This window comes from uncultured Ilumatobacter sp. (assembly GCF_963980585.1).
Taxonomy (GTDB): Bacteria; Actinomycetota; Acidimicrobiia; order Acidimicrobiales; family Ilumatobacteraceae; genus Ilumatobacter_A.
This window is the reverse complement of the sequence record NZ_CAXCAM010000075.1, coordinates 1-7,756: the sequence shown is the minus strand read 5'-3', so window position 1 is coordinate 7,756 and position 7,756 is coordinate 1. Positions and strand designations below refer to the sequence as shown.

Sequence of the window (7,756 nt, the reverse complement as noted above, 5' to 3'; positions counted from 1 at the left end):
TCCGGCGATTCGGGTGCTTCGTAGGGTGAGTCGATTCCGGTGAAGTTGGTCAGCTCACCGGCCCGGGCCTTGGCGTACAGGCCCTTCGGGTCGCGCTCTTCTGCAATGTCGAGCGGCGTGTCGACGTGGACCTCGATGAACTCGCCCGCTTCGACTCGCTCGCGCGCCAAACGGCGTTCGGCCCGGAACGGCGAGATGAACGAGACAAGGACCACCAGGCCAGCGTCGACCATCAGGCCAGATACTTCTGCGATGCGGCGAATGTTCTCAACCCGATCTGCATCGGTGAACCCAAGATCACGGTTTAGGCCGTGACGGACGTTGTCTCCGTCAAGCAGGTACGTGCGCACGCCGAGCGTGTGGAGTTTCGACTCGACGATGTTCGCGATGGTCGACTTGCCCGACCCTGACAGGCCGGTGAACCAGACAACGCCAGGCTGATGATTGTTCTGGTCAGCGCGGGCCGCTTTGTCGACGCGCACGTCCTGCCAGTGGATGTTGTGGCTTCGGCGAAGAGCGAAGTGCAACATGCCTGCGCCCACGGTGTTCTGGGTGCGCTTGTCGATGATGACAAACGAGCCCGTGTCGCGGTTGTCGGCATACGCATCGAAAGGAATTGGTCGGTCGAGACTCAGGTTGCAGACACCGATCTCGTTGAGCTCAAGTGTGTTCGCAGCAAGATGCTCCAGCGAGTTGACGTCAACCCGGTACTTCGGATGTGCAATTGTCACGCCCATCGTGCGGGTCCCGACCTTCAAGAGGTACGGGCGGCCGGGCAGCATCTCGTCTTCGTGCATCCAGACCACGTGTGCCTCGAACTGGTCAGCAACTTCGGCTGGCGCGTCACCAGCGCACATCAAGTCGCCGCGGCTCGCGTCGATCTCGTCGGTGAGCGTGATCGTGACTGATTGGCCTGCGACCGCAACGTCGAGATCTCCGTCCATTGTGACGATGCGGTCAACGGTGCTGATCGTGCCTGCGGGAAGCACTCGGATGGGATCGCCGGGCTTGATCGAGCCCCCGACGATTCGACCTGAGAACCCACGGAAGTCGAGGTTGGGGCGATTGACCCACTGGACCGGCATGCGGAACGGTCCCGCGGCCACGTCGTCATCAACGGGAACGTCTTCGAGATACGTCATCAGCGTCGGACCGTCGTACCACGGCGTGGCCACGCTGTATTCGACGATGTTGTCGCCCTTCAGCGCGGAGACCGGAACATAGGTGATGTCGCTCAAGCCGATCTGCTCAGCGAATTCGCCGAACTCGGTCACGATCGCGTTGTAGATCTCCTCCGAGTAGTCGACGAGGTCCATCTTGTTGATGGCAACAACAACCTTGCGGATGCCGAGCAGCGACACGAGGTAACTGTGGCGGCGAGTCTGAGTGAGGACGCCCTTGCGCGCGTCGACCATGAGGACGGCAACGTCAGCGGTTGACGCACCGGTCACCATATTGCGCGTGTACTGCTCGTGGCCAGGGGTGTCGGCGACGATGAACTTGCGCTTCTCGGTCGAGAAGAAGCGGTAGGCAACGTCGATCGTGATGCCCTGTTCGCGTTCGGCGGTGAGACCGTCGAGCAGCAGCGCGAAGTCAAGGTCCGTGCCCTGGGTGCCGACCTTGGCCGAGTCGGCCTCGAGTTGAGCCAGGTGGTCTTCGAACACCATGTGCGACTCGTACAGGAGTCGCCCGATCAGGGTGCTCTTGCCGTCGTCGACGCTGCCACACGTGATGAAGCGAAGCAGTGACTTGTACTGGTGCGACGTCAGATACTCGTCGATGTCCACCGCAATGAGATCAGAGACATGGGCCATCAGAGATTCTCCTTGTTACAGCCGGTCATGGTGCTGAACCTTTTGTCCTGCATCAGAAATAGCCCTCTTGCTTCTTCTTTTCCATCGAGCCGGCTGAGTCGGTGTCGATCAAACGTCCCTCACGCTCAGACGTCGTGGCAAGCAACATCTCCTGGATGATTCCTGTCAGGCTGTCCGCATCGCTCTCGATCGCGCCTGACAGCGGATAGCAGCCAAGCGTGCGGAACCGCACGTTCTTGATCTCAGGCTCCTCGCCCGGTTCAAACTGGAATCGGTCGTCGTCGACCATGATCAATGTGCCACCACGATGCACGACAGGCCGCGGCGCGGCGTAGTACAGCGGAACAATCGGGATCTGCTCGAGGTGGACGTACTGCCAAACGTCGAGTTCGGTCCAGTTGGAGATCGGGAAGACGCGCAGCGTCTCACCAGGGCTACGACGTGCGTTGTAGATCTGCCACAGCTCGGGGCGTTGCCGCTTCGGGTCCCATTGGTGCTGCGGTGAGCGAACGGAGAAGATGCGCTCTTTGGCCCGTGATTTCTCCTCGTCGCGCCGAGCACCGCCGAAGCACAGGTCGAACTTGTTCATGTCGATCGCCTGCTTGAGACCCTCGGTCTTCCACATGTCCGTATGCATCGACGATCCGTGTTCGAACGGGTTGATGCCGCGCTCGACGCACTCCGGGTTCTGGTGCACGATGAGGTCGACGCCAAGCTCTTTGGCCTTCGCGTCGCGAAATGCGTACATCTCGCTGAACTTCCACGTGGTGTCCACGTGGACCAACGGGAACGGCGGCTTGCTGGGATAGAACGCCTTCATTGCCAGGTGCAGCATGACCGAGCTGTCTTTACCAATGCTGTACAACATCGCCGGGTTGTCACTCTCGGAGACGGCCTCGCGCATGATGTGGATGGCCTCGGCCTCCAAGCGCTGCAAGTGCGTCAGTCTCTCAGCTGATGGGGCATTGTCTACCAAGTTCACGGAGAATAGGATAAACACATCAGAGTCAAAGGCGCAACCCTTTCCTTGGTGAGGCGCGCGGGAGCGGTCAGCGCTGATGGCGAGCGGCGGTGTCGCGCTGGTACTCACCGGCGAGTTCGGCAACCTCGTCCGGCAGTTCGCCTGAGACGAGGTCAGCGAGGCTGACACCTTCGAGCACTCGGCGCAGCCCACCGCGAATTGCCATCCACACCTGCGGCAGTGCGTCCGCCGGGGCGGGATATGTCAGATCCCGCAGGCTCTCGTCATGAACGTCCGCCAGTGGGCCATCGACCGCACGAAACACGTCGGCCAACGAGATGTCGGCAGCCGGCCGAGAGAGCGAGAACCCGCCATCGGGACCGCGCTTCGATCGCACAAGCTCGGCACGCTTCAGGTCCCGAGTGATGTCGAGCAAGTACTTCAGCGAGATGTTCTGGCGCTGCGCGATCGCATCAGCCTTCACGACTCCGCCCGGCCGCGTCGCCAGTTCACCCGACGCGAGTTCGACCATCGCCCGAACGGCGTTGTCGACTCGCTCCGAGATGCGCATTGCCGGAACGGTATCGCCCACCTGCGCCGCAAAGAAGTTGTTTCCCGCCTTGCTCAGTCGCGGACGCGACGGAGGAGCACTTCCTGGGCGATCGTCGCAACATGCGTGCCGTCGATGTTGAGCACATCGCCAGTCACCAAGCCGCGGCCGCCGTTGAGGCCGTGCGAGCGCGTGTCGAACCAGTGCCACTGATCGGCACGGCACGGCCGGTGGAACCAGACGGAGTGGTCAAGGCTCGCACCCTGAAACTTCGTGCGATCGCTGTTGTCGTTGTCGAAGTCGGGGTGCGGCGACCGCGCAGCACGAGACGGTGCAGCATCTGACAGGAACGCCATCGCGAGCGTGTGCTTCACCGGGTCGTCGTCGAGGTCGGCCATAATCCGCAACCAGTAGCCGAGGCGACCTGGTTCGCCATCGACGCCGGGGAGGTCGATCGCACGTCGGTCGATGAGGTTCCCCCACGAGTAGTTGTCGAGGCTTGGGTCGTCAGGCAGCAAGATGTCGTCGGGGAACGTAGCGATCTGCGCGTCGACCTCGTCTTCATCCACCTGGAACGACACCGAGACGTTCAGGATCGCCCCAGCCGATTGGCGCGCCACCACCTGGCGTGTGCAGAACGAGCGGCCATCACGGAGCCGTTCAACTTCGAAACGGATCGGCTCGGTGATCGAACCCGGTCGGATGAAGTACGAGTGCAGCGAGTGGGCCCGTCGATCTGGATCGACGGTGGCAATGGCAGCCGCCAACGCCTGGGCGACGACCTGGCCTCCGAACAGACGCTTGCCCCACGGGTACTTCGCCGAGATGCCGACGAAGGTGTCGGGTCCATGCGGCTCAAGTTCGAGCAAATCGTCGAAGTCGACGTCGTCGATTTTCGGGGCGATATTCCATGGCTCGCTCATCGCTCCATCATCGCCCACGATCACCAATCCCCCGCATTTCCCGCGACTTTGATGTGCGCGCCGGGCAGGCTGGGTCGGTGGGAACGATCGACACGGTAGACCTGAGCAGCGCGGACGCGCCGACACGGCTCGATACTGCACTCCGTAAAGATGGCTTCGTCCAACTCGTCGGACATGGGTTGTCCGACGAGATCGCCGACGGGCTGTGGTCCGGAATGGACGAGTTCTTTGCACTCTCCACCAACGTCAAGGCGCGATACGTCGTTGACGACGCCGCCGCCAACCGCGGATACCGGCAGCGTGGGAGTGAAGCACTGTCGTACTCGCTCGGTGAAGCGAGCCCACCCGACCTCTTCGAGTCGTTCAACTCCGGCCACGACGATCGCGCTGGAACCGATCGCCTGATCCAACAGACTCCATGGCCCACCGAGGCCCCCGAATTTGTCGCTGTCGCACAGCGCTACCTGTTGGAGATGGCTGCACTGTCGGCACGACTCGACGCGATCTTCGGCGAGATCATCGCCATTCCTGACCTTGCTCAACGATCGATGGCTGGACCCGACACGATGGCGTGCATCCGTTATGAGCGCCGCTCGGACGAAGTTGCGCCGGTACCCGGCCAGAAGCGGATGGGCGCACACAGCGACTACACCACGTTCACCATTCTGCGCGCCGATCCGGTGCCTGGCCTCGAGATCCTCACCAGCGGAGCCGCGCCCGGCGAGCGCTGGAAATCGGTCATCCCCGACCCGGGCACGCTGCTCCTCAACGTCGGTGACCTCCTCGCGATCTGGACCGACGATGCCTGGCCGTCAACAGTCCATCGCGTGCCACTGCGCGGCGACGGCACCGACCCAGCGCTGCGTCGATCGGTCGCGTACTTCCACTATCCGGACCTCGACGTCAGCGTCGAACCGCTTCGGGCATTCCGACACGCCGAGACGCGCTACTCACCCGTCACCGTCGCCGAACACCTTGCCGCCCGACTGATCGGACCAAAACAGCATGAGCCGTCTGCGGGCACGAGCACCGTTGGCGATCGACAGCTCTAAATCTCTGAGACCAGCGATTCGTCGGCCACCCATGCCGTGAGATTGGCGACGAATCGTTCGTTCGCGCGACGCCCAGTTCCGTCGGTGCTGCCCGAATTGTGTGGCGTGAGAATCACATTGGGAAGGCCCCACAGCGGATTGTCAGACGGCAGTGGCTCCGGGTCGGTCACATCGAGACCTGCGCCGCCAATGTCTCCAGCCGTCAGTGCTGCAATGAGCGCGGCCTGATCGACGAGCTCGCCACGGCCCACGTTGACGAAGAACGCGTGCGGCTGCATCGATCTGAGGACGTCCGCCGAAATCAAACCGCGGGTGTCGTCAGTGAGCGGTAGCGCAACGACGACGGCGTCGACTCCCGCCACGACATCGACCAGTTCTGACAGCGGGCGTGTCGGGTACGGCTCGTCGCCCTGCGCTGCGCGTCGCACGATCGTTGGACGCATCCCGAACTCATTGGCGAGCCGGGCGACTTCCTGACCAATCGGACCCCAACCGAGCACGGCCACGTGCTGCCCCTCAAGTTCATTCCAACGCGCCCATTCCCACTCGGCGCGGGACTGCGCCCGCATCATGCGGGGCAGATCGCGGGCCAACGCCAGCAGGTACATCATGACCGTACGCGCAATCGGTGCCGAGCTCGCGCCGGACGAATTCGACAGTCGGACCCCGCGCTCCAGAAACGTCGCAAACACCGGACTGTCAACGCCGGCCGACATCGAGTGGAGCCAACGCAGGTTTGGCGCTCGCATCGCGACGCCGAACCAGTGACCCGCACGTTCGGGCCATGCATCGTGAGAGAACTGGGCAATCGTGATGCGCTCGATGTCAGCGTCGCTGACGGGCGCATCACCCTCAAGCAGAACCGTCTCGATGTCGGGAGCAATCTCCCGGACCCGATCACCAAAATCAGCCCAGAACGTGTCGGTACAGAACAGCACCTCGCTCATCGGGCGCCTCCTTCGTCGTTGCCGGCAGACGGCAGGCTGATGTCGCGGACGATGTCACGAGCATCAAAGTCCAGTGGTGCGTCGACCTCCACGATGCGTTCGTCGACATCGTCGAACTCGGTTCGCAACGCCTTGGACATCACGGCATGCTGCGCATAGAGCGTGGTGATGTAGGTCAGCTCGAGCAGTTCGTCGTCCGGCAACGCTGCTCGAAGCCCATCGAAAATCTCGTCGGGAACTCGGCCCATCCCGGTGATCAGGCAGTCGGCGTATCCGAGCACCAACCGTTCGAGGTCGTTCCAGACCGGCGCAGCGGCACCCACGGCGACGGCGGCAATCCTGTTCTCCGACACACCAAGGCCCCGAAGCGATTTGCAGTGCTGGGAGTAGACGAATTGACTGCCGACCAACCACCCGGCCCGGGTCTGACCGAGTTCGCGCAGGACCGGATCGAGCTTGGCGCCTCGATACACGCCGAATCCCTGCACCGCGTGCTCGAACACTGCGTGGTCATTGGCGAAAACGCTCCACCAATCGCCCGGTGTGCCCGTCGCCGTTCCCGGTTCGGCGACCGGGTCCCGATCGCCGAACAACAAGCCGTACATCGTCTCGACGAGCGGCGAATCGTTCTCCTCGCGGGACACCTGGTGCAGTCGTGGCATCTGCTGATGCTGACAGAAAGGCAAGCGGCGCGGCGACACAGCCTGACTCTGCTTCTCGGCGACGTGGCGCCACGCGACAAGATGGCGCGATGCAGACAGCTGCCACCGACATGCTCAACATCGAGTTCCCGATCTTTGCCTTCAGCCATTGCCGCGACGTGGTCGCAGCCGTGACGAAGGCTGGAGGGCTCGGAGTACTCGGGGCCGTGGCGCACTCGCCGCAGGCCCTCGAGACCGACCTCGCCTGGATCGAGAACGAGGTCGGCGGCCGTCCCTACGGTGTCGATCTGATCGTCCCCGCGAAGTACGCGGGCGACGAAGACGGCGGTTACACCCTCGACGACATCGCCCAGCTGATTCCCGACACGCATCGTGCCTTCATCGACGAGATTCTCGAGCGTTACGACGTACCGGAACTCCCCGCCGACGACACGACGACCCGATCCAACACCGCCGTCGGAGGCCACGACGGCAACGCTCCCTTCAGTGCGAATGCCGCTCTGCCACAGCTCGAAGTCGCCCTCGCCAGCAACGCGTCCTTCATCGCCAACGCGCTCGGACCGCCGCCCGGATTCTTGATCGACCGTTGCAAGGAGGAAGGCAAGCTGATCGGAGCCCTCGCCGGACGACCCCAACACGCGGAGCGACATCAAGCAGCAGGCGTCGACATCATCATCGCCCAGGGTTCCGAGGCCGGTGGCCACACCGGTGAAATCGGCTCGATGGTCCTCATCCCCGAGATCGTCGACGCGGTCAACATCCCCGTGCTCGGAGCTGGCGGCATCGGGCGTGGACGTCAAATGGCCGCCGCAATGGCGCTCGGCGCGCAGGGCGTGTGGTGCGGTTC

General features: G+C 63.0%; 8 protein-coding genes. 2 read left to right on the top strand and 6 right to left on the bottom strand.

The features are described 5' to 3' along the window. The 4 genes from cysN to ACH2DW_RS14900 all read right to left on the bottom strand — a co-directional run. Positions 1 to 1,814: sulfate adenylyltransferase subunit CysN (gene cysN, locus ACH2DW_RS14915; protein ID WP_394930539.1), on the bottom strand; the 1,814-nt coding region annotated here is incomplete at its 3' end. A gap of 52 nt (positions 1,815 to 1,866) precedes the next feature. Next, positions 1,867 to 2,796 carry a sulfate adenylyltransferase subunit CysD gene (cysD, locus tag ACH2DW_RS14910; RefSeq protein ID WP_394930538.1) on the bottom strand — a complete coding sequence of 310 codons (930 nt, stop codon included), beginning with the start codon at positions 2,794 to 2,796 and terminating at the stop codon, positions 1,867 to 1,869. Positions 2,797 to 2,863: 67 nt separating this feature from the next. Then, positions 2,864 to 3,346 carry an RrF2 family transcriptional regulator gene (locus ACH2DW_RS14905; RefSeq protein WP_394930537.1) on the bottom strand — a complete coding sequence of 161 codons (483 nt, stop codon included), beginning with the start codon at positions 3,344 to 3,346 and terminating at the stop codon, positions 2,864 to 2,866. Between the two features lie 53 nt (positions 3,347 to 3,399). Then, complete coding sequence (locus ACH2DW_RS14900; protein WP_394930536.1) at positions 3,400 to 4,248, bottom strand: acyl-CoA thioesterase; 849 nt, start codon at positions 4,246 to 4,248, stop codon at positions 3,400 to 3,402. A 77-nt stretch (positions 4,249 to 4,325) separates the two neighbouring features. Here ACH2DW_RS14900 and ACH2DW_RS14895 point away from each other — a divergent pair, with 77 nt between their 5' ends. Beyond that, entirely contained in the window at positions 4,326 to 5,300 is a 975-nt protein-coding gene (locus ACH2DW_RS14895) for an isopenicillin N synthase family dioxygenase (protein WP_394930535.1), read from the top strand. On the opposite strand, the gene ACH2DW_RS14890 is transcribed toward ACH2DW_RS14895, so the two are convergent. Both ACH2DW_RS14890 and ACH2DW_RS14885 read right to left on the bottom strand, forming a co-directional pair. After that, a complete protein-coding gene (locus tag ACH2DW_RS14890; protein ID WP_394930534.1) occupies positions 5,297 to 6,247 on the bottom strand; it encodes a D-2-hydroxyacid dehydrogenase in 951 nt (316 codons plus the stop codon). The genes ACH2DW_RS14895 and ACH2DW_RS14890 overlap by 4 nt on opposite strands. Further along, complete coding sequence (locus tag ACH2DW_RS14885) at positions 6,244 to 6,909, bottom strand: carboxymuconolactone decarboxylase family protein (RefSeq protein ID WP_394930533.1); 666 nt, start codon at positions 6,907 to 6,909, stop codon at positions 6,244 to 6,246. Before ACH2DW_RS14885 ends, ACH2DW_RS14890 begins: the two co-directional genes overlap by 4 nt. Before the next feature lie 89 nt (positions 6,910 to 6,998). Here ACH2DW_RS14885 and ACH2DW_RS14880 point away from each other — a divergent pair. Beyond that, on the top strand, positions 6,999 to 7,756 hold a 758-nt coding region (locus ACH2DW_RS14880; protein WP_394930532.1), incomplete at its 3' end, for a nitronate monooxygenase.

Excerpts from the sequence above, each read along its gene's own strand:
- ACH2DW_RS14900 (WP_394930536.1), bottom strand. The coding sequence starts at position 4,248 with ATGAGCGAGCCATGGAATATCGCCCCGAAAATCGACGACGTCGACTTC.
- ACH2DW_RS14905 (WP_394930537.1), bottom strand. The coding sequence starts at position 3,346 with ATGCGCATCTCGGAGCGAGTCGACAACGCCGTTCGGGCGATGGTCGAA.
- ACH2DW_RS14885 (WP_394930533.1), bottom strand. The coding sequence starts at position 6,909 with ATGCCACGACTGCACCAGGTGTCCCGCGAGGAGAACGATTCGCCGCTC.
- ACH2DW_RS14890 (WP_394930534.1), bottom strand. The coding sequence starts at position 6,247 with ATGAGCGAGGTGCTGTTCTGTACCGACACGTTCTGGGCTGATTTTGGT.